Here is a 20,440-nt window from a genome sequence, read left to right as displayed (position 1 = left end):
GGCCCAGTGCCGCAGCAAGGGATTTTTGTGACTTCTTTCCTTGACCCATTCATCGCATTCGTTTCGGCCCATGCCTGGCTCGCCTATCTGACGCTGTTTCTCGCCGCCCTGCTGGAAGCCGTCCCGGTGGTCGGCTCGCTGGTGCCGGGCTCGACCATCATCCTGGCGCTCAGCGCGCTGGTGCCGGGCGGCGAGCTGAAGCTGTGGCCGGTGCTCGCTTCCGCTGCGGCCGGCGCGCTGATCGGCGACGGCACCGCCTATCTGATCGGCTACCGCAGCCAGCGCGAGATCCTGTCGGCCTGGCCGCTCTCCAACTATCCGCGCGTGGTCGAGCAGAGCGAGGCCTTCTTCAACCGCTGGGGCATCTTCGCGGTGTTCTTCGCCCGCTTCGTGCCGCCGATCCGCGCCTTCGTGCCGATCACGGCGGGCGCGCTCGACATGCCGCCGCTACGCTTCTACGCCGTCAACATCCCCGCGATCCTGCTCTGGGCGCCGGCGCATGTGCTGCCCGGCGTGCTCGCGGTCACCGCGCTGCACGACTATGCCGGGCTGCCGCACCACGAGCATGTCGGCAAGCATCTGTGGATGTTCGCAGTAGCGGGCGGCGCCGTCGTCCTGGCGCTCGCGATCTGGACCATCCGCCGCCGCCACGGCGGCCGCATGATCGAGCCGGCCAAGTCAGCGAAGTAGCCGCTAAAGACTGTTCGTCGTGCCGCCTCGCCCGGGCGCCGGGCCGACATAGCGCGCGCGGGGCCGGATCAGCTTGCCGAGCTGGAGCTGTTCGCTGGCATGGGCGATCCAGCCGACGCTGCGGGCCATCGCGAACAGCGCAAGCTCGCTTCCCGCCGGCATCCGCAGCGCGTGCACCAGCACCGCCAGCGCATAATCGATGTTGACCAGTTCGCCGGTCGCCTCCGCGATCCGCTCCGGCACCTCTCTCGTAAACTTTCGAGGCGCGCCGGCGCGCGTCAGCGCCTCGAGCAACGACATCGCGCGCGGATCGCCCTTCTTGTAGACGCCGTGGCCAAACCCCGCAAAACGCTCGCCGAGCGCGACGCGCTCGCGGATCACGGGGGCGACGTCGTTGTCGACCATGGTCTTGACCAGGCGCGAGGCGAGCACGCCGGCGCCGCCATGCATCGGCCCCTTCAACGCGACGAGGCCGGCGATCACGGCGTCATAGAGATTGAGGCCGGTCGACGCGGCGCAGCGCGCCGTGAAGGTCGAGGCGTTGAGCTCGTGATCGGCGAGCAGCACCAGCGCGCGGCGGATCAGATCCGGCGCGTGCTTGTTGTCGGGCGTCCAGACCCTCGCGACCTGCTCATGCAGCGGCGCGGCCGATGGTGCCGCGTTCAGCATGGTCGCGACCAGCAGGCGCAGGATCCGGCCGCCGACCATCGCGCGGCCATCGTGCGCGCGGGTGAAGGCGCCGGGATCGGCGCTGGAGGCGAGCGCCAGCACCGCGACCGTCCGCTCGATCGGCTGCGCGCGCCGTGCGGCGTCCGCGATCGCGCGCATCTCGTCCGAGACATGCGGGCAATTGTCCGGCGCGAACGGATCGACGTCGGTGACGTCCCACAGCAGCGTCGCGGTGTGCTCCAGCGTGTCGCGCTCGGCGAGGTCGACGCAGTTCACGCCGCGATAGATCGGGCCCTGCTCGGTGATGGTCGCGATCGCCGAATCCATTACCGGCAGGTCGGCGTCGAAATTGCGGAAGCCGCGCGGCTCCGGCGACGGCACGCGGCGCTCCTTCAATCCCCTGATGTCCTCGGCCCGGTAGCGGTGGCTGCGCGAATCCGGCGACGGCTCGGAGCGGATCAGCCCGCGGCTGACATAGGCGTAGAGCGTCGCCGGCGAGATCGCGAGCTCGGCGGCGGCTTCCCGGGCGGAGAGGTAAAGCTCGGCGGATTTTTTCATATTGATTTATATAATCAAGATTGATCAATGCGTCGAGAGGCCCGACCTTATTGCTGCGTGAAGCAAAGGAGATCGGGCCATGAATATGCATCTCACAAAGAGCCAGATCGGTCTGGACGGCGTCCCCGCCGCCGAGACCGTGTTGAGCCATGTCGACGGCGAGCGCGGCGAGTTGATCATCGCCGGCGAGCACGTCGCCAACCTCGCCGGCAAATCCAGCTTCGAGGGCGTCACCGCGCGCTTGTGGAACGGCGCCACCGGCAAGACGCTGAATGAGGCCAATGTCCGCGCCAGTCTGGGCGCCGCCCGCGAGCGCGCCTTCGCCCGCCTGCCGGACCTGCTGCCGGCGACCCGCGGCATGTCGATCGTCGACGGCTTTCGCGCCGCGATCGCAGGCCTGCGCGGCGAGAGCGGGCTGGAGCACGAGGCAACCATCGTCGGCGCCTTCCCGGTGATCGCCGGCGCCTTGGTGCAGCGCGCCCGGGGCGGCGATCCGATCGCACCCGACCCGAATGTCGGCCACGCCACCGACACGCTGCGCATGCTGCTCGGCCGCAAGGTCGCGCCGCGCGAGGCCACCGCGCTCGATGCCTATCTCGTCACCGTCTGCGACCACGGCATGAACGCCTCGACCTTCACCACACGGGTGATCGCCTCGACCCAGGCCGACCTGTTCGCGGCGATCACCGGCGGCTATTGCGCGCTGACCGGCCCGCTGCATGGCGGCGCACCGGAGCCGGTGCTGGAGATGCTGGACGCGATCGGTGCGCGCGAGCGGATCAAGCCGTGGGTCGACGACGCGCTGGCGCGCGGCGAGCGGCTGATGGGGTTCGGTCATCGCGTCTACCGCGTGCGCGACCCGCGCGCCGACGTGCTGAAGGTTGCGATCGAGCGGCTGGCCGCTGACGGCGCCGATTTGCCGTTCGCCGGCGAGGTCGAGGCCTATATCCGCCAGGCCCTGCGCAAGAAGAACCCGGAGCGGCCGCTCGAGACCAATGTCGAGTTCTTCACCGCGATCCTGCTCGATGCGCTGCAAATCCCGCGGCAGGCCTTCACGCCGATCTTCGCCGTCGCCCGCGCTGCCGGCTGGACCGCGCACGCCCTCGAGCATCGGCGCACCGGGCGATTGATCCGCCCGAGTTCGTCCTACGCTGGCGCGATGCCGAAGGGCTGAGCGGTTGACGGCCTTGTAGCCCGGATGAAGCGAAGCGAAATCCGGGACAGTCTATCGCGGATGGAGCGGCCCCGGATTGCGCTGCGCTCCATCCGGGCTACAGGCTGAATGAAAATTCGACAGCGAGGGCTCAGGCCTCGCGCACCACGGTCTTCAGATAATTATACGCCTTGATGATCTCGATCAGGCGGTCCTCGGTCGAGCGGTCGCCGCCATTGGCGTCGGGATGGTGCTGCTTGACCAGCGCCTTGTACTTCGACTTGACGTCTTCCAACGTTGCGCCGGCGCCAAGGCCCATCACCTGCAGCGCCTTACGCTCGGCGTTCATCACCTTGCGCGTCTCGGGCTTGGCCTGCTCCGCGCCGCCCGGGCCGGGCCGCCAGCGGCCGCGGCCGTTGAGCTCGGAGAACATGTGGAACGGATCGTGCGCGGCGTCGAACCCGCCTTCGTCCTTCTTGCCGCTGTTGGCGCCCATCTTCCAGGTCGGGCGATGGCCGGTCAGCGCGTCCTTCTGATAGCGCGCGACGTCTTCCGGATTCATGCCCTGGAAGAAGTTATACGACTGATTGTATTCGCGGACGTGATCGAGGCAGAAGTGCCAATAATCACGCGAATTCTCACGGCCTTTCGGGGCGCGGTGCGCGCCCTTGTTCTGGCATCCCGCCCACTCGCAGGCGATCGCCTGCTCGCCGGCCTGCGCCTGGCGCTTCGCACTCACCTTGGTCGGCTTGATGCGAATGGAGTCGAAGAATTTGGATGAATCGATCGGCATGATGTCTTTGACTACGCAATGCACAAATCTTCAAGTCTTGACATTGCGCAGACCTCGTTCCCCGCTTGCACCATTGACGAAAAGCTGCCGCGAACCTAACTCCGCCGCCATGAGCACCAAAGACGCTATCATAAACAAGTTGCGTGAAGCTTTCTTGCCGGAAAGCCTCGACGTGATCGATGAGTCACATCTGCATGAGGGCCACGCCGGCCACAGGCCAGGCGGGGAGACGCATTTCCGAGTATATATTGTGTCGCCGGCCTTCGAAGGGAAGAGCCGGATCGAACGCCATCGCATGATAAATGCGACGCTGGCGGCGGAACTTGCCGGCTCGGTGCACGCGCTGGCGCTCCATCCGCACGCCCCGGGGGAAAAGCCGCGCTAGTCCGGCACGCCCCGGGACGCCGCCGCGGTTTTGATCTATCAATGATCGATACTCGCGGCGATGGTCTGCTCGACGGCCGGGCAGGCACGTGACGGATCGCATCGCCATCGATCTCGAAGGGGCCATTGATGATCCCTTGCTGGATGCGCTTGCGGTCGATTGCAGCCGTTGCGGGCATCGTCCTGATCTGCGCGATGCGCCCGGCTTCCGCGCTCGACATGCCGAGCCCGTTCGTCCAGGAGGTCTTGATCAAGAGCATCCTGGTCTCGCTCAACGACGCGGTGGCCGCCAACAATTTCACCGTGTTCCACGCCAAGATCTCAAAGCCGTTCCGCGACCAGTTTCCGCCGGACAAGCTGCAGGCGATTTTCAAGGACCTGGTCGACAAGCACGCGGTGTTCGACGCCGTCGTCGCCAGGCCGATCATCGCCGACGAAGACGCCAGGATCGACGACAAGGGCGTGTTGCGCCTGAAGGGCCATTTCGACACCTCGCCCAAGCAGGTGAAGTATCAGCTCGGCTTCGTGCCCTCCGAAGGCGCGTGGAAGCTTTCGGGCATCTCGATCGATATCGAGTAGCGCTCGCGCAACAGCCAAACCCGTCATCCTGAGGCGCGAGCCCTTGCGAGCCTCGAAGGATGCACGGCCACAGCCGGGCCGTCGACGCTTCGAGGCTCGCTCCGCTCGCACCTCAGGGTGACGGGACAAGCTTGCGCTTGTCGGCTCGAGCTAGAACGCCGTTCCCGCCCGCTTCGGCTTCTTCTCATCGGACTCGCCCGCCTCGCGCGGCACCGCGACGATGCGCAGCGCGGTGATGCGGTTGCGTTCGCGGCGGAGGACGCGGAAGCGGAAGCCGTGGAAGGTGAAGCTCTGGCCGCGCTCGGGGATCGAGCGCGCCTCGTGGATCACGAGGCCGGCGACCGTGGTCGCCTCCTCGTCCGGCAGACGCCAGTCCATTGCGCGGTTGAGATCGCGGATCGGCACCGAGCCGTCGACCACGACCGAGCCGTCCGGCTGGGCGCGCACGCCGGCGACGACGACGTCATGCTCGTCGGAGATGTCACCGACGATCTCCTCCAGGATGTCCTCCAGCGTCACCATGCCCTCGACCTCGCCATACTCGTCGACCACGAGAGCGAAGTGGGTCTTGCGGCGGCGGAACGCCTTGAGCTGCTCGGAGACCGGGCGCATTTCCGGCACGAACCACGGCGGCAGCGCGATCGACGATGCATCGATCGAGGACATGTCGCCCTCGTTTGTGCGCATCGCGCGCAGCAGATCCTTGGCGTGCAGCACGCCGATGATGTTCTCCGGCTTCTCGCGCCACAGCGGGATGCGGGTGTATTCGCTCGCCAGCACCTCGCGCACCAGCTCCTCCGGCGGCAGGTCGGCATTGACCATGGTCATCTCGGTGCGGTGGACCATCACGTCGGAGACCTGCAGCTCGCGCAAATCCAGCAGGCCGCCGAGCATGTCGCGGTCCTGCTTCTCGACCTTGCCTTCGTGATGCAGCAGGTCGACCGCGCCGCGCAGGCGCTCGGTCGGCGACAGTACCGCTTGATGAGCGCCGACCTTGATGCCGAGCAGCTTCATCAGCGCCAGCACGATCGCCTCGATGATAGCAAGCAGCGGCCCGAGCAGCAGGATCGTCAGCCGCATCGGCCGCGCGACCAGCAGCGAGATGCGGTCCGGCGCGTTGATCGCTATGGTTTTGGGCAGCACCTCGGCGAACACCACGACCATCACGGTCATGACCGCGGTGGCGTAGAGCACGCCGACGTCGCCGAACCAGGCGGTGAAGACGCCGGTCGCCAGCGCCGAGGCGCCGATATTGGCGATGTTGTTGCCGAGCAGCAGCGCGCCGATCATGCGCTCGCGCATGCTGATCAGCCGCGAGACGATGCCGGCGTCACTGTTACCCTGCTTCGACAGCCGCAGCATGCTGGCGCGCGAAGCGCCGGTCAGCGCGGTTTCGCTCGCCGCGAAGAACGCGGAGACGAACAGACAGAGCAGCACGATCGAGAAGGTGAACCAGCCCACTGAGTTGATCCGTGGTTTAGGCCTTCAACTTGGCTTGCATGAAGTCGCGCACCAAAGACGGCTCGACATTATTGGCGATCACGGCGCGCCCGACGGCCTCCAGCAGGATGAAGGTGAGCTTGCCGCGCTTGACCTTCTTGTCCTGCGCCATCAGCGCCAGCAACGCGTCGGCGTCGGCAAGACCTTCCTGCCTGAAGCCGGCGATGTCCTGCAGCCGCGTCGGCAGTCCGACCGCGGACAGGTGACGCGCGATGCGCGCCGCATCGTCAGGCGAGATCATGCCGAGCTGCGCAGAAAACTCCGCCGCGAGCACCATGCCGACCGAGACGCCCTCGCCATGGAACAGGCGGTCGGAGAAGCCGGTCGCGGCTTCAAGCGCATGGCCGAAGGTGTGGCCGAGATTGAGCAAAGCACGCTCGCCGGTCTCGCGCTCGTCGCGGGAGACGACCCCGGCCTTGGCGCGGCAAGAGGTGGCGATCGCGTGCTCGCGCGCCGCGCCGCCCGAGAACAGATCGGCGTGATTCTTTTCCAGCCAGGCGAAGAACGCCTCGTCGCCGAGGATGCCGTACTTCGCGACCTCGGCATAACCGGCGCGGAACTGGCGCGGCGACAGCGTGTCGAGCACCGAGGTGTCGGCGATCACCAGCAACGGCTGGTGGAACGCGCCGATCAAATTCTTGCCCTGCGGCGAGTTGATGCCGGTCTTGCCGCCGACCGAGGAATCGACCTGCGCCAACAGCGAGGTCGGCACCTGCACGAAATCGACGCCGCGGCGCAGGATCGCCGCCGCGAAGCCGGCGAGATCGCCGACCACGCCGCCGCCGAGCGCGATCACGAAATCGTTGCGCTCGATCTTCGCGGCGATCAGCGCCTCGCTGACCTCGGTCAGGGTGGCGTAGCTCTTCGAGCCCTCACCCTCCTCAACGATGATCCGTGAGGTCGGGATGCCGGCGGCGGCGAGCGACGCCTCGGCCGGCTCCAGCCAGTACTTGGCAACCGTGCGGTCAGTCACGATCGCGGTACGCACGCCGGGCCGCAGCGCCGCTATTCGTTCTCCGAGCGAGGCAAGCACGTCGCGGCCGATCACGATGTCATAGGCGCGGTCGCCGAGCGCGACGTCGACGATAACGGAGGCGGAGTGTTTCAAAGGCGCAGTCATGAGGTCGTGTTCATTCCATCAGCAGGTGGCTCGACGGCCGGCCGTGCGCCGCACAGATGCGCATGCAGGGCTTCCAGGCATTCGTCGACGATGCGGTCGTGCGGCACGTCGCGCGAGGCGACCGTGAGGTCGGCATTGGCGTAGACCGGTTCGCGCTCGCTGAGCAGGCGATTGACCGTCGCCTCGGGATCCGGTGTGTGCAGCAGCGGCCGGTCCGCGCGGCGGCGGACCCGGCGCATGATGACGTCGGTATCGGCCTTGAGCCAGATCGACACCGCCCGCTCGCCGATCCGGCGCCTGGTCTCCTCGCGCATGAAGGCGCCGCCGCCGGTCGCCAGCACGACCGGACCATTGTCGAGGATGCGGGCGATCACCCGTGCCTCGCCGTCGCGGAAGTACGGCTCGCCATGGGTCTCGAAAATCTCGGGGATCGTCATGCCTGCCGCAGCCTCGATCTCGGTGTCGGCGTCGGTGAAGGCCAGCCGCAGCCGCGCGGCGATCCGCCGGCCGATGGTGGACTTGCCGGCGCCCATCATGCCGACCAGCACGATCGACCGCGGCCCCAGCGCGGCCGCGATCTCGGCCTCAAGGGTCGCCTGGGTCGGTGCCGGTACTGCGTCGGACATCAAAAAGCTCAGGTCACGGGACGAATTGTCGGGATTCGAGCCACCTATACTACCCCCGGCGATACCGTTACCAGCGACTCTTGCAACGGCGCGGGGAACATGTTGGATGATTTCATTGCTTAATTCGCCGCCCGAGCCGCCTCCATGCCCACCCTGTTCCGCTTCCTGACGGTCGTCGCCGTGATTCTCGGCATCGGCTACGGGGTCGTGTTCGCACTGGCGAATTTCGTGAACCCCAAGCCGCGCGAAATGACGGTGACCATCCCGCCGGATAAGTTCCTCAAGAAATAGGCGCTATGCTCCTGGCATGCGCTCGACGATTCCCGCCAAGACCCCTGCCAACACCGCCGCCAAAGTTCCCGGCAAGCCCGCCGGCAAGACCTCGGACGCCGGGCTGACCGCGCTGTTCCTCGACATGCTCGCCGCGGAACAGGGCGCCGGCGTCAACACGCTCGACGCCTACCGGCGTGACCTCACCGACTTCTCCGATTACCTCGCCCGCTCCGGCGCCAACTTTACCGGCGCCGACACCGAGGCGCTGCGCGGCTACCTCTCCGACCTCGATACCCGTGGTTTCAAGTCGACGACCGTGGCGCGGCGACTGTCGGCGATGCGCCATCTCTATCGCTTCCTGCTCAACGAACGGATCCGCGACGACGACCCGGCCGCGATCCTGTCCGGGCCGAAGCGCGGCCGTGGCCTACCCAAGGTGCTGTCGATCTCGGACGTCGATCGTATGCTGACGCGCGCGAGGGAGCTGACCGAGACCGATGCCTCGCCGTCGCAGCGGCTGCGCGCGCTGCGGCTCTATTGCCTGCTCGAGGTGCTCTACGCCACCGGCCTGCGCGTCTCCGAACTGGTCTCGCTTCCGGTCTCGGCCGCGCGGCGCGATGCGCGGATGATCGTGGTGCGCGGCAAGGGCAACAAGGAGCGGCTGGTGCCGCTGAACGACGCTTCGCGCCAGGCGATGGCGGATTACCTCGCGGCGATGGACGTGATACAGCCGGACAAGAAGAAGGCCGCGCCATCGAAATGGCTGTTTCCCTCGTTCGGCGAGAGCGGCCACCTGACGCGGCAGCATTTCGCTCGCGACCTCAAGGAGCTTGCGAGCGCCTCCGGCCTCGCGCCGCGCCTCGTCTCCCCGCACGTCCTGCGCCACGCCTTCGCCAGCCATTTACTGCACAATGGCGCGGACCTGCGCATCGTGCAGACACTGCTCGGCCACACCGACATCTCGACCACCCAGATCTACACCCATGTGGTCGAGGAGCGGCTGAAGAGCCTGGTCCGCGACCTGCATCCGCTGGCGGAGAAGGCGTAGGTATCGCCCGCTTGTAGCCCGGATGCAGCGAAGCGAAATCCGGGACGGTCCATCCGCGGATCGACCTGCCCCGGATTGCGCTTCGCTCCATCCGGGCTACGGGCAATTGCAGCAACCGGCCGCATGCGATCTGCCTTGACTTCCGCATCATCTCCGCAGAAAGAGCGTCACCTGCCTGCGACGAAGCCGGCGTTCGGCCCGAACGCGCGTTAACCAATTGAAGTATCAAAACTTCTCTATTCGACGCCAAAACCGCTTCGCCCCTCGCTCCGTTCCTCCCTATATTCAGTTGATGCCCGAACCGATGCGCAGCTATCTCGACTTCGAAAAACCCGTCGCCGAGCTTGAATCCAAGATCGACGAGCTGCGGACGCTTGCCGCTTCGGGCAGCGACATCGGCGACGAGGTCGCGCGGATCGAGGACAAGGCGGCGCAGGCGCTCGCCGAGCTCTATGCCAACCTGACGCCATGGCAGAAGACGCTGGTGGCGCGGCATCCGCAACGGCCGCATTTCACCGACTTCATCAGCGGCCTGATCACCGAATTCACGCCGATGGCCGGCGACCGCAAATTCGCCGACGACGAGGCGCTGGTCGGCGGCTTCGGCCGTTTTCGTGGTGAAAGCATCTGCGTGGTCGGCCAGGAGAAGGGCGCCACCACCGAAAGCCGCATCAAGCACAATTTCGGCATGGCCCGCCCCGAAGGCTACCGCAAGGCAGTGCGGCTGATGGAGCTGGCCGACCGCTTCGGCATCCCGGTGCTGTCGATCGTCGATTCCGCCGGCGCCTATCCCGGCATCGGCGCCGAGGAGCGCGGCCAGGCCGAGGCGATCGCGCGCTCGACCGATGCCTGCTTGTCGCTTGGTGTGCCCAACGTTGCGATCGTTACCGGCGAGGGCATGTCCGGCGGCGCCATCGCGATCACCACTGCCAACCGCGTGCTGATGATGGAGCACGCGATCTACAGCGTGATCTCGCCCGAGGCGGCATCCTCGATCCTGTGGCGCGACGGCACCAAGGCGCAGGAAGCCGCCAACAGCATGAAGATCACCGCCCAGGACATGCTGCGCTTCGGCGTCATCGACCAGATCCTCAAGGAGCCGGCCGGCGGCGCCCACCGCGACGCCGCGGCGATGATCGCGACCACGGGCGATGCCATCGCCCAGGCTTTCAACGACCTACGAAATCTTGATCCGGACGCGATTCGCAAACAGCGCCGGCAGAAATTCCTCGATATCGGCCGCAAGCTCGGCTGATGCGGCGAAACGGCCCGATTTTTCGTCCGAATCGGGCATTTTGGCCTCAATTGGGCCCTGAGGCCGGTCTTTAACATTCCTTGAACCATGCCTGCTACCGTAAGGGCCGGTCGGCCCTGTTCGTGTTGCGGGCCGGGGCTGTCGAAGGCTAATATTTTACACAATGGCTTCAGGGCATATTCGCCGTGTTGGGGTCGCGAATAGTCGCCCGGTGGGTGTGGAGCTCGGACTTGATTCATCGCACGCTCGTACGCGCGCTTCTGACCTCGGCGGCCCTCGCCGCGAGCGTCTTCCTTGCCGGTTGTGACAGCGACCAGATTTCGCTCGCCAACAACGCCAAGGCCAACCAGCCGGTCCCGCCGAAGCTCGTCGCCGCGATGGCCGAGAAGGACATGGACCTGCAATCGCCGATGCTGGTCCGCCTGTTCAAGCAGGAGGCTGTGCTCGAGGTCTGGAAGCAGGATCGCTCCGGCCGCATGGCGCTGCTCAAGACCTATCCGATCTGCCGCTGGTCGGGCGATCTCGGCCCCAAGGTCCGCGAAGGCGACCGCCAGGCACCCGAAGGGTTCTACTCGATCAACCCGAGCCAGATGAACCCGCAGTCGGCCTATTACCTGTCGTTCAACACCGGCTATCCCAACGCCTTCGACAAGTCGCTCGGCCGCACCGGCTCGCAGCTGATGGTGCATGGCGACTGCTCCTCACGCGGCTGCTACGCGATGACCGACGAGCAGATCGCCGAGATCTATTCGCTCGGCCGCGAGTCGTTCTTCGGTGGCCAGAAGGCATTCCAGCTGCAGGCCTATCCGTTCCGGATGACGCCGGTGAACATGGCCAAGCACCGCAACAACCCGAACATGCCTTTCTGGAAGATGATCAAGGAAGGCTATGATCATTTCGAGGTGACGAAGCAGGAGCCGAAGGTCGACTTCTGCGAGAAGAAATACGTCTTCGACGCCGTCAAGGCGCCCGGCGCGACCCGCGATCCGGTGTTCGATGCCTCTGCCAAGTGCCCGGCCTATGTGATCCCCGAGGAGATCGCGAGCGCGGTGCGCGAGAAGGAGCAGCAGGACGCCGCCGAGACCGCCAAGCTGGTCTCCAAGGGCACGCCGATGGCTCGGATGAACACCGGCATCGACGGCGGCATGAACGCGATCTTCGCCTCGAAGATTCCGGAAGGCGCTACCGGCCTGTCGGAGGGCGGCGAAAGCCAGAATTTGCAGTCGCTGGCGCTGGCCCGCGCACCGGGCACCATCCCCGGCACGGTCAATCCGCCGAAGCCGAACCTCGTCGCGGTGCCGCAGGAGGAGACGCCGGTTGCGACGACCTCGTCGACCCGCGTCGCCACCGCCGCACCGGCCGAGAAATCCGAAGGCAGGTCCGAAGGCTTCTTCTCCAGCTTCGCCCGCAAGGTCGGCATCGGCGGCAGCGCCGCCGCGGACGCCACCCCGGCCGCCGCGCCCAAGCCTGCTGCGGCTGCGGCACCGGCCAAGCCGAAGGTCGCCGAGACCAAGCCGCAATCGGTGGTCCGCGTCGCCCCGAAGGTCGAGCCCAAGCAGGCCGCCAAGCCGCCGCTGAAGCCGTCAGTCACGACAGACACCGCCGCGGCCGCGCCGGCCCAGTCCACCGGCACCCAGCTCGCCGGCTCCGCCCCGGTGTTGCAGTCGAACTCGTTCGACAACCGCTTCTCGGCGATGAAGTAGGACGCGGCGCGCATCGCCAGCCAAACAACGCGGTGTCATCACCCGACTTGACCGGGTGACCCAGTATTCCAGAGACAGTCGTTATTGAGCCGAGAAGCCGCGGCGTACTGGATCGCCCGGTCAAGCCGGGCGATGACAGTTGTGGGTGGGGACGCAGCATCGCACTCGCGCGGCTCATCGCACGACGCACACCGTGGCGGCAGCTACATTCCGTGGCTTTCGAACACCTTCTTGCAGCGCGAGCTCAAGCTGGCGCGGTTCGTCTGCAGGCAGCCTTGAACGGCGCCGTCATTGCCGAGCTCCTTGCGGCAGAAGCGCTGCGCATCGCGCGAACATGCGGACTGTTCCGCCTTGGTGCCGGAATGCTGCGCAAGCGCGGTGCCGCCGCTCATCAGGGCGGCGGCGAAAGCAAGAATCGAAAGATAACGCATTGGTGATTTCCTCCCGCTGCCTAACGGCAACGGGGCTGCTTCGTTCCTCGTCGTTCCCTTGGGAACCGGAGCTGCTACGGCGCGAGGTACCGCAGCAATTCCGGATCGCTACGCACCTCGCCTGCGGCGCCCTGCAGGGCAACGCGGCCGCGGTCGAGCACGTAGGCGTAGTCGGCGACGCGCAGGGCGAGGTCGAGGTGCTGCTCGACGATCACGACCGAGATCTGCTTGGCGAGCTCGATCAGCCGCTCGGTGATCTCCTCGATGACGCCGATCCAGACGCCCTCGGTCGGCTCGTCCAGCAGCAGCAGCTTCGGATTGCCGAGCATGGCGCGGGCGATCGCCAGCATCTTGCGCTCGCCGCCTGACAGCGTGCCGGCGGGCTGGTCGAGGCGCTGGCCGAGCTTCGGGAAGATCGCCAGCACGCGGTCGACCGCGCTCGCATCGCGGTTGGACAGCGAGCCGACCGCGAGATTGTCGCGCACCGAGAGGCGTGCGAACACCGAATGCTCCTGCGGCACATAGCCGATGCCGGAGCGCACGCGCTGCTCGGTGCGGCTGCGGGTGATGTCGCGGCCGTCGAAGAACAACTCGCCCTGCGTGCTGGCGAGCTCGCCGACGATGGTCTTCATCAGCGTGGTCTTGCCGGCGCCGTTGCGGCCGAGCACCGCGACGCCGCCGCGCCAGGGAATGCCGATGTTGACGCCGAACAGCACCTGGCTGCGGCCATAGCCGGCATCGAGATTCCTGATATCGAGAAAGGACTGGTCAGGCACGGCGAAGATAGATCTCCTGAACGCTCTTGTTGGCCTGGATTTCCGCGATCGTCCCTGATGCCAGCACCTTGCCCTGGTCGAGTACGGTGAGGCGGTCGCAGATGTCGCGGATGAAATCGAGATCGTGCTCGACGATGACGAGCGAGCAATGCTGCTTGATCGGCTGCAGCAATTCGCCGGTGACGCGCCGCTCTTCGAGGCTCATGCCGCCGGTCGGCTCGTCCAGCAGCAGCAGCCGCGGCTTGCCGGCCAGCGCCATCGCGATCTCCAGCCATTGCTGCTGGCCGTGCGACAGCGTCGCGGCGGCGTCATGGGCGCGTTCGGCGAGGCGGAACTGGGTCAGCATCGTCATGACCTGATCGTGCAGCTTGCGCCGCGTGCGCGACAGCACGAGATCGAACAGCGAGCACTGCGCCTGCAACGCCAGCAGGATGTTGTCGTACAGCGTCAGCGTCGGCAGCACCGAGGTGATCTGGAACTTCAGGCTCATGCCGGCGCGGGCGCGCTCGGTCGGCGTGAACGCGGTGATGTCGGTATTGACGAACGAGACCTTGCCCGTGGTCGGCACCTCGGCGCCGGCGACGCATTTCATCAGCGTGCTCTTGCCCGAGCCGTTCGGCCCGATCAGGCCGTGAAACTCGTTCTCGCCGACGGTGAGCGCGGCGCCGTCGAGCGCGGTCAGCTTGCCGAACACCTTGCTGATCCCTTGCGCCTCAAGGAGCGGCATTGGGCGTCTCCTTTGGAGCCTTGCCGAAACTGCCGACCCGCTCGCGCTCGCCGAGCACGAAGGAGATCAGCCCGAGCGGCCGGAACATGATGACGAGCAGCAACAGCACGCCGAGGATGATCGGCCAGACGTCGCGGTAATTGTCTGACAGCCAGAAGCTGACACCCTCGATGATGACGGTGCCGATCACAGCGCCGATCAGCGTGCCGGAGCCGCCGAACAGCACATAGAGCACGACCTGGGTCGAGAACACGACGCCGAGCATGTTGGGCCAGACGAAACCCTCGTGGAAGGCGTAGAGGCTGCCGGCGAGGCCGGCGATGGTGCCGCCGATCGCGAAGATGATCGCCTTGAGATGCTGCGCCTTGTAGCCGAAGAAGGCGATGCGCTGCTCGTTCTCGCGCAGCCCAGCCAGCGCGAGGCCGAACTGCGAGCGCACCAGGAAGCGGCACAGCAAATAGACGACGACGAGGATGCCGAGTGCGAGATAGTAGTAGACCGGACCTTCCGAGATATCGATCGAGCCGAGCGACAGCGACGGGATCGACGGGATGCCGTTCTGGCCGCCGAGATAGTACCAGCCGCGCGCGAGGCGGTCGGCGGCGTAGGAGCCGGTGAGCGTGCCGAGCGAGACGAAGATCACGCTCGACGGATAACGGCCGAGCAAGAGGAAGCCGCCGAGCAAGAGGGCCGCGGTGAGCCCGATCAACGCGCCTGCCGGCAGGATCAAGAGGATCGAGGTGACGCCAAGGTCGCGCGCCAGCAGCGCCACACCATAGCCGGCGGCGCCGAAGAACAGCGCCTGGCCGAAGCTCATGATGCCGGCATAGCCCCATACCAGGTCGAACGAGATCGCGAACAGCGCGAGGATGACGACGCGGGTGGCGAACACCGTGAGGTAGTCCTGCAGCACCAGCGGCAGGAGCAGCGCGGTGATCAGCACCAGCCCTTCCACGATCGGCAGGACTTTCCATCCCGCCGCCGCCGAACGCGCCGGCGCACTCGCCGCCGGCGCCCCTTCATGTGTCACGACGTCCGGCCTCTCGCTGACGCGCGCGACGGCCTCACTTGCTCCACCCATCGTACTCTCAGCATTCCTTGGGATCGACGAGGCCGTTGCTGCGCGCCACGACCTCGTAGGTCCCGGCCTTGGCGACGGCCGTGTACATGTTCATCTTGCAATGCCGCTTGCCCGGTACCATCTCGGCCGGCCCGCCCGGCCCTTCCGCGATCTTGGCATGATCGAGCGCGGCCGCAACCGCATCGCGGTCGACCTTGCCGGCCTCCTTGACCGCGGCTTCCCAGAGCTTGAGGCCGCGATAGGTTCCGGTCGCTGCGCTGCCGGCGGCGAACAGGAAGTTGCCCGGGAAATCCTTCTCATAGGCGGCCTGGATCTTGGCGCTGACCGGATCGTCCTTGGTCAGCACCTTGAAATAGTCGAGACAGCTCGCCAGCCCCTCGATCTCATTGGCCTGATTGATGTTGAGCGTGTTCTCGTCATAGTAGACGCAGGCGAGCCGGCCGCCACCCTTCAGGAACCCGGCTTCATAGAGCTGCTTGAAGAACGGGCCGACGCCCGGCGGGATCACGGTGTTGAAGACGACGTCGACCTTGTTGGAGATGATGCGGTTGACGGTCGCCGAGAAGTCGACCTGGTCGAGCGGATAGTATTCCTCGAACACCACCTCGCCGCCGTTCTGTTCGATCACCTTGCGGGCGTAGACGTTGAGCGTGTGCGGCCAGACATAGTTGGCGCTCGGCAGCGCGAACTTCTTGCCGCCGTTCTTGATCAGCCAGGGAATGAACTCGTCGCATTGCTGCGCCGGGGTAGGCCCGGTGCAGAACAGGTACGGCGTGCACTCCTTGCCCTCGTAGAGCTGCGGATAGATGTAGAGCGTCTTGCCGCGCGCCACGATCGGATCCTTGATCGCGTTGCGCATCGAAGAGGTGATGCCGCCCAAGACCATGTCGACCTTGTCGCGCTGGATCAGCTTGCGGACGTTGCCGACCGCGACCGATTCGTTCGACGCGGTGTCCTCGATGTAGAGCTCGAGCGGCCGGCCGAGCAGGCCGCCGGCGGCGTTGATCTCCTTGATCACCATCTTGGCGACGTTGGCATCGGCATTGCCGGCGTAGGCGATCGGGCCGGTGAGGTCGGTCGCGATGCCGACCTTGATCGGCCCCTCGGCGGCGTTGGCCCAATCCGGGCGGATCACCCAGCTGCCGACGCCGGTCGCGATCGCGCCGGTGGCAAAGGCGAAATTGCTCATGAAGCGGCGGCGGGTCAGATTGATGCGATCAATGGACATGTGACTAAACCCCTCTTCCAGCGATGAGGCCCTGCGGCCGGAATTTGATGAAGGCAATGGCGAGCACGAAGACGAGCACGTCGGCGACGACGGGCGACATGACCCACGGCAGCGCCGCGCTCAGCGTACCGATCAGACCGGCGCCGGCGACCGGTCCGATGAAGGAGCCGACGCCGCCGACCATGACGGCGACGAAGCCCTGGATCAGGAAGCGGATGCCGAGATCGGCGAACAGGCTGAACACCGGCACGATCAACGCGCCGGCGAGGCCGGCCAGCGCCGCACCAAATGCAAAGGTAGCGCCGTAGATCAGCGGCGTGGAAATTCCCGACGCACGCGCAAGCGCCGGGTTCTCCAGCGTGGCACGGACGCGCAAACCAAAGCTGGTGCGCGCCAGCAGCAGGTAGCAGGCGGCCATCACCAGCAGCGTGATCACGATGATGGTGAAGCGCCAGGCCGAGATGTGGATCGAGCCGAGGTCGATCGAGCCGCCGATCGGCTCCGGCACCGTGAGATAGAAGCCGCCGATCAGGCCGCGCACGCTCTCGCGGATGATCAGGCCGAGCGCATAGGTGCCGAGCATCGCCACGATCGGCGCGGCGTAGAAGCGCCTTATGATCAGCGCCTCCAGCACGAAGCCAAGCGCGCCGACCACGAACGGCGCGGCGATCATGCCGGCCCAGATCGGCACGCCGTGGGCGGAAGCCAGGTAGGTGACATAAGCGCCGAGCAGGACGAATTCGCCCTGCGCGAAGTTGAAGATCCCCATCATGCTGGCGATGATGCCTAGCCCGAGCACGACCAGCACGATGATGGCGCCGAAGCTCACGATCTCGAACGCCGCGGCGAAACTAGTGGCCATGGCGTTCGATCCATCCGTCGATTTGCGACAAGGCGCGCCTCACATCTTCTTCCAGTCGCCGACCTGCTCGAAGGCATGGGCGGCGCGGTAGATGGTGGACTCCTCGAACATCCGGCCGACCAGCATCAGCCCGACCGGCAGGCCGTCAACCATGCCGCAGGGCAGCGACATCGCCGGATGATGGGTGATGTCGAACGGCGCGGTGTTGGAGATCATCTCGAGCGCGCGGGCGACATACTCCTCGCGGCTGGCATCGGGCGCCGGCAGCTTGGTCGCCTTCATCGGCGTCGTGGGCATCAGTAGCAGATCGTAGTCCTTGAACGCCTTGTCGTAGGCGGCCGCAAGTCGGCGCGAGATGTTGAGCGCCTTGCCGTAGAAGCGCGGGCCGAAGCTGTTGTTGATGTAGGTACCGAGCATCATGAACAGTTTCGTGGTCTCGGAGAGCGAATCCGCCTGGCGGCGCCAGCCGCGATGGAAATCCATCAGCGAGGTCGAATAGAGATCGCCGCGGCTGAGACCGTAGCCGTCGCCGAACATCATGGTCTGGGTCAGGCCCTCGGTGCCGATCGGTGTCCAGATCGCGCCACCCGCGAGGTGCATCGGGATCGAGACGATGTCGATGCTCGCACCGAGGTCCTTGAAGCGTTTCGCCGCCTCGCGCACGCTCTCGTTGACTGCGGCCTCGGCGGTCGGCTGCTCGAAGCCCTCCTTGACGATACCGATCTTCATGCCCTTGACGCCGGCGCCCAGCGCCTTGGTGTAGTCCTCGACCTTCGGCGCCTTGATGCGCGGATCATAGCCGTCGTCGCCGGCCAAGACTTCGAGCAGAAGTGCGTTGTCTTCGACGGTCGCGGTCATCGGGCCGGTGTGGTCGACGAAGATCTCGATCGGCATGATGCCGGTGTAGGGCACGAGGCCCCAGGTCGGCTTCATGCCGTAGGTGCCGCAGAACGAGGACGGCATGCGGATCGAGCCGCCCTGGTCGCCGCCGATCGCCATGTCGACCTCGCCGAGCGCGACGACGACGCCCGAGCCCGATGACGAGCCGCCGGCCGAATAGCCCATCTTGTGCGGATTGTGCACCGGACCGTAAGAGCCGGTGTGGCTGCCGCCGGACAGGCAGAAATGCTCGCAATGCACCTTGCCGACGATCTCGGCACCGGCATCGAGCATGCGCGTGACGATGGTCGCATCGAAGTCAGGCACAAAGCCTTCCAGCGTCGACGAGCCGTTGGTCATCGGCACGCCGGCCAGCATGATGTTGTCCTTCAGCGCGACCGTCTTGCCCTTGAGCTTGCCGGAGCCGGCGCCCTTCACCGTCGACTTGCGGTACCAGGCGTTGTGCTTGTTGTCCTCCGGCGCCGGCCGGTAGCCCGGCGTGCGCGGATATTTCACCTCGGGAAGCTCATCCGGCATCGCTGCGACGAGGTTGTAGGCCTCGATCGAGCCCTGCATCAGGCCGCGGAACGAGGTGACGTCCTCGTCGGTCAGCGACAGTCCGCATTGTTCGGCGACGGCACGGAGTTGCGATGGGGTGGGAAGGGCGACGGTCACGGGAGCTCTCCTCGACTTTGTTGATCCCTGGGCGCGGCGCCGCGGCCCGTCGTTGTGTTGCGGGCCGTCGGCGTGATGCGGTATTGAAAACGGAAATATTTTCCTTTTCAAGTATTATTTCAGAAGCCGGCATACGCCTGCGCGGCGCCGGATTTCAGATCGGCTTGATCAGCCGGAAGTCGAGACCGTCGGCTTCGGCGAGATACATCGACATCCGGGCGCGGCCGCCGCGCACGGTGACCGGTCCGCGCGCGCCGGTGTAGACCACGTTGCGCGCGGCCGCGATCAAGGGCTCCATCGCCAGCGTGCCGGCCTTGTTGGCGGCGGCCTCGAGCAGCCGCAGCCCCTCATAGCTCGACTGGCCGAGCGAACCGACCGGCGGCGCGTTGGGGCCGAACATCGCGCGATAGCGGATCTGGAAATCGTCGTTGGCCTGCGAGCCGATGCCGGGGAAGTAGCCGGAGGCGCAGAACAGGTTCTCGGAATTGTCGGCGCCGATGCCGAGCAGCACGGTCTCGTCCATCGCGCCGCCGAGCCGCAGCGTGGTCGCGGCGAGCCCGCATTCGCCGAACGCCCGGTTGAAGGTGATGCTGTCGGTGCCGATCAGCGAGATCAGCACGACGTCGGGCTTGGCGGCGCGGATGCGCGCCAGATGCGGCTCGTGATTGTCCTCGCCGAGCGGGACGAATTCCTCGCCGACCACCTGCCCGCCGGTCTCGGCGATGTAGCGCTTGACCGCGCGATGCGACTGCCACGGCCAGACATAGTCGCTGCCGATCAGGTACCAGCGCGACGCCTTCCTGACGTCGGCCAGCCAGTGGATCGACGGCCGGCTCTGCCAGCGCGGCGTCTCGCCGATCGCGACCACGCCGGGCGTCTGCTCGCCGCCCTCATAGACCGACGTATAGATGTAGGGGATGCGGTTGCGGGTGATCACCTTGCGCAGCGCCAGCCGCACCGCGCTGGTGTGCAGGCCGATGACGAGGTCGAGATCGTCGGAGGCGATCGCCTGCTCGGCGCGCTGCACCACTTCATCGGGCGGCCCGCCGGCGTCGTAGATCGACAGCTCGATCTCGCGGCCCAGGATGCCGCCGCGCCGGTTGATCTCGGCGACCGCGAGTTGCGCGCTGTTGGTGGCGCACGGCCCCCAGACGCCGGGCGATCCTGAGCAGCAGATGAAGCCGCCGACCCTCAGCTTGTTGTTGGTACGGCGCCTGACAAAAGCATGGTCGTCCGGCGACAGGGTGCGATCCACCGTCGGCGACGACAGATTCCGCAACAGCAAAGACGGCGGAAAGGCGAGCCCGCCGCGAGTTGGGAAGGTGACCGTCGAGCGCACGCCAACTCCTGTCAGGCCCGGGACAAAAGCGCATTCAGCGGGCGGACCGCGGCGACCGCCCTTTTGTTGGGCAATGATCCTATTTTGAGAA

General features: G+C 66.2%; 21 protein-coding genes. 8 read left to right on the top strand and 13 right to left on the bottom strand.

Annotated elements, in window-relative coordinates:
* Positions 1 to 27: 27 nt before the first annotated feature.
* Complete coding sequence (locus JQ633_RS24530; protein ID WP_211987666.1) at positions 28 to 690, top strand: DedA family protein; 663 nt, start codon at positions 28 to 30, stop codon at positions 688 to 690.
* 3 nt (positions 691 to 693) lie between these two features.
* Here JQ633_RS24530 and JQ633_RS24525 read toward each other — a convergent pair whose 3' ends face one another.
* Positions 694 to 1,917, bottom strand: coding sequence for a citrate synthase family protein (locus JQ633_RS24525; protein ID WP_211987665.1), 1,224 nt, complete (start codon positions 1,915 to 1,917; stop codon positions 694 to 696).
* A 79-nt stretch (positions 1,918 to 1,996) separates the two neighbouring features.
* On the opposite strand from JQ633_RS24525, the gene JQ633_RS24520 reads away from it, so the two are divergent.
* Complete coding sequence (locus JQ633_RS24520; protein WP_211987664.1) at positions 1,997 to 3,091, top strand: citrate synthase/methylcitrate synthase; 1,095 nt, start codon at positions 1,997 to 1,999, stop codon at positions 3,089 to 3,091.
* A gap of 130 nt (positions 3,092 to 3,221) precedes the next feature.
* Here the strand turns inward: JQ633_RS24520 and JQ633_RS24515 are convergent, their stop codons facing one another.
* Positions 3,222 to 3,863: a J domain-containing protein gene (locus JQ633_RS24515; RefSeq protein ID WP_211987663.1), complete on the bottom strand. Its 642-nt coding sequence runs from the start codon at positions 3,861 to 3,863 to the stop codon at positions 3,222 to 3,224.
* A 109-nt stretch (positions 3,864 to 3,972) separates the two neighbouring features.
* On the opposite strand from JQ633_RS24515, the gene JQ633_RS24510 reads away from it, so the two are divergent.
* Entirely contained in the window at positions 3,973 to 4,248 is a 276-nt protein-coding gene (locus tag JQ633_RS24510) for a BolA family protein (protein ID WP_211987662.1), read from the top strand.
* Between the two features lie 143 nt (positions 4,249 to 4,391).
* Positions 4,392 to 4,826, top strand: coding sequence for a hypothetical protein (locus JQ633_RS24505; RefSeq protein WP_249159620.1), 435 nt, complete (start codon positions 4,392 to 4,394; stop codon positions 4,824 to 4,826).
* A 150-nt stretch (positions 4,827 to 4,976) separates the two neighbouring features.
* Here the strand turns inward: JQ633_RS24505 and JQ633_RS24500 are convergent, their stop codons facing one another.
* From JQ633_RS24500 to JQ633_RS24490, 3 genes are read right to left on the bottom strand one after another with little or no spacing between them, the layout of a single operon-like run.
* Positions 4,977 to 6,287, bottom strand: a complete 1,311-nt coding sequence (locus tag JQ633_RS24500) for an HlyC/CorC family transporter (RefSeq protein WP_211987660.1) — start codon at positions 6,285 to 6,287, stop codon at positions 4,977 to 4,979.
* A gap of 16 nt (positions 6,288 to 6,303) precedes the next feature.
* Positions 6,304 to 7,446 carry a 3-dehydroquinate synthase gene (gene aroB / locus JQ633_RS24495; protein ID WP_211987659.1) on the bottom strand — a complete coding sequence of 381 codons (1,143 nt, stop codon included), beginning with the start codon at positions 7,444 to 7,446 and terminating at the stop codon, positions 6,304 to 6,306.
* Entirely contained in the window at positions 7,443 to 8,072 is a 630-nt protein-coding gene (locus tag JQ633_RS24490) for a shikimate kinase (protein ID WP_211987658.1), read from the bottom strand. The genes aroB and JQ633_RS24490 overlap by 4 nt, the downstream gene beginning before the upstream one ends.
* A gap of 144 nt (positions 8,073 to 8,216) precedes the next feature.
* Here JQ633_RS24490 and JQ633_RS24485 point away from each other — a divergent pair, with 144 nt between their 5' ends.
* The 4 genes from JQ633_RS24485 (at position 8,217) to JQ633_RS24470 (ending at position 12,351) form a co-directional block, all read left to right on the top strand.
* Positions 8,217 to 8,363, top strand: coding sequence for a histidine kinase (locus JQ633_RS24485; protein ID WP_211987657.1), 147 nt, complete (start codon positions 8,217 to 8,219; stop codon positions 8,361 to 8,363).
* Between the two features lie 16 nt (positions 8,364 to 8,379).
* Positions 8,380 to 9,393 carry a site-specific tyrosine recombinase XerD gene (gene xerD, locus JQ633_RS24480; RefSeq protein ID WP_283812814.1) on the top strand — a complete coding sequence of 338 codons (1,014 nt, stop codon included), beginning with the start codon at positions 8,380 to 8,382 and terminating at the stop codon, positions 9,391 to 9,393.
* Positions 9,394 to 9,685: 292 nt separating this feature from the next.
* Positions 9,686 to 10,648 carry an acetyl-CoA carboxylase carboxyltransferase subunit alpha gene (locus tag JQ633_RS24475; protein ID WP_211987656.1) on the top strand — a complete coding sequence of 321 codons (963 nt, stop codon included), beginning with the start codon at positions 9,686 to 9,688 and terminating at the stop codon, positions 10,646 to 10,648.
* Positions 10,649 to 10,878: 230 nt separating this feature from the next.
* Complete coding sequence (locus tag JQ633_RS24470; protein WP_211987655.1) at positions 10,879 to 12,351, top strand: L,D-transpeptidase family protein; 1,473 nt, start codon at positions 10,879 to 10,881, stop codon at positions 12,349 to 12,351.
* 203 nt (positions 12,352 to 12,554) lie between these two features.
* Here JQ633_RS24470 and JQ633_RS24465 read toward each other — a convergent pair whose 3' ends face one another.
* The 8 genes from JQ633_RS24465 to JQ633_RS24430 all read right to left on the bottom strand — a co-directional run bounded on the left by JQ633_RS24465 (position 12,555) and on the right by JQ633_RS24430 (position 20,349).
* Positions 12,555 to 12,782, bottom strand: coding sequence for a hypothetical protein (locus tag JQ633_RS24465; protein WP_211987654.1), 228 nt, complete (start codon positions 12,780 to 12,782; stop codon positions 12,555 to 12,557).
* A gap of 74 nt (positions 12,783 to 12,856) precedes the next feature.
* Positions 12,857 to 13,558 carry an ABC transporter ATP-binding protein gene (locus JQ633_RS24460; RefSeq protein WP_211987653.1) on the bottom strand — a complete coding sequence of 234 codons (702 nt, stop codon included), beginning with the start codon at positions 13,556 to 13,558 and terminating at the stop codon, positions 12,857 to 12,859.
* A complete protein-coding gene (locus JQ633_RS24455; RefSeq protein ID WP_211987652.1) occupies positions 13,551 to 14,285 on the bottom strand; it encodes an ABC transporter ATP-binding protein in 735 nt (244 codons plus the stop codon). Before JQ633_RS24455 ends, JQ633_RS24460 begins: the two co-directional genes overlap by 8 nt.
* On the bottom strand, positions 14,272 to 15,366 hold the full coding sequence (locus tag JQ633_RS24450) for a branched-chain amino acid ABC transporter permease (protein ID WP_249159619.1): 1,095 nt from the start codon (positions 15,364 to 15,366) through the stop codon (positions 14,272 to 14,274). The genes JQ633_RS24455 and JQ633_RS24450 overlap by 14 nt, the downstream gene beginning before the upstream one ends.
* A 7-nt stretch (positions 15,367 to 15,373) precedes the next feature.
* Positions 15,374 to 16,594, bottom strand: a complete 1,221-nt coding sequence (locus tag JQ633_RS24445) for a substrate-binding protein (RefSeq protein WP_211987651.1) — start codon at positions 16,592 to 16,594, stop codon at positions 15,374 to 15,376.
* Positions 16,595 to 16,598: 4 nt separating this feature from the next.
* On the bottom strand, positions 16,599 to 17,456 hold the full coding sequence (locus JQ633_RS24440) for a branched-chain amino acid ABC transporter permease (protein ID WP_211987650.1): 858 nt from the start codon (positions 17,454 to 17,456) through the stop codon (positions 16,599 to 16,601).
* A 39-nt stretch (positions 17,457 to 17,495) separates the two neighbouring features.
* Complete coding sequence (locus tag JQ633_RS24435) at positions 17,496 to 19,010, bottom strand: amidase (RefSeq protein ID WP_211987649.1); 1,515 nt, start codon at positions 19,008 to 19,010, stop codon at positions 17,496 to 17,498.
* A 154-nt stretch (positions 19,011 to 19,164) separates the two neighbouring features.
* Entirely contained in the window at positions 19,165 to 20,349 is a 1,185-nt protein-coding gene (locus JQ633_RS24430) for a substrate-binding domain-containing protein (RefSeq protein ID WP_211987648.1), read from the bottom strand.
* Between the last annotated feature and the right edge of the window lie 91 nt (positions 20,350 to 20,440).

Source organism: Bradyrhizobium tropiciagri (assembly GCF_018130505.1).
In the GTDB taxonomy this organism is placed as follows: domain Bacteria; phylum Pseudomonadota; class Alphaproteobacteria; order Rhizobiales; family Xanthobacteraceae; genus Bradyrhizobium; species Bradyrhizobium tropiciagri_B.
The sequence above is the reverse complement of the archived record's forward strand: the minus strand, read 5'-3'. Positions and strand labels throughout refer to the sequence as shown.